Annotated in this window: 2 protein-coding genes; one reads left to right on the top strand and one right to left on the bottom strand. The window is 64.0% G+C overall.

Annotated elements, in window-relative coordinates; genetic code table 11:
* The coding region (locus AC1D00_RS44370; RefSeq protein WP_477015109.1) for a YciI family protein at positions 1 to 177 on the top strand (177 nt) is incomplete at its 5' end.
* A gap of 144 nt (positions 178 to 321) precedes the next feature.
* Here AC1D00_RS44370 and AC1D00_RS44365 read toward each other — a convergent pair.
* The coding region (locus AC1D00_RS44365; protein WP_477015108.1) for an aminotransferase class IV at positions 322 to 602 on the bottom strand (281 nt) is incomplete at its 5' end.

Here is a 602-nt window from a genome sequence, read left to right as displayed (position 1 = left end):
ATCGTGATGTCGGGGCCGCTCGTCTCCGACGACGGCGCGACCATGATCGGCAGCCTGTTCCTGATCGAGGCGCCGGGCCGAGCGGAAGTCGAAGCCTTCAACCGCGCCGATCCCTTCGCCGCGGCCGGCATCTGGGACAAGGTCACGATCACGGGCTTTCTGCGCCGCCAGGGTTGAGCGGCCTCGGCATCGGCCGAACCGGCAAGTTCAATTCGCCGAACCTGCCGCTTGCTCGGGGAAAGCCCTCAACCGGTCTGCCCGTTCGTACGCAGCGATCTCGCGATCGGAATAGATGACCTCGGCGGTGCCCGTGAAGTCCTCTCACGCGGCAAGCTTCACCCCGTGGGCAAAGTCCCAATACAGCTCTCGTGCCCGCGCATAAAAGCGCCCGGGCCTGAGTTGCCGATCGTCGATCCGGATCACCGGAGCGACCTTGGCGAAATTGCCGGTCGAAAAGATCTCGTCCGCAGTGACAAAATCCGAGTAGCGCAGCGTTGCCTCCAACACCGTGATGCCGTCACCGCGCAAGAGCTCGATCACGCGCTGCCGCGTGATCCCATTCAGGAAAGTGCCATTCGGCGCCGGCGTAAAGACAACGCCGT

Source organism: Bradyrhizobium sp. P2_E8 (assembly GCF_056403875.1).
This window is presented reverse-complemented; position numbering and strand designations above follow the sequence as displayed.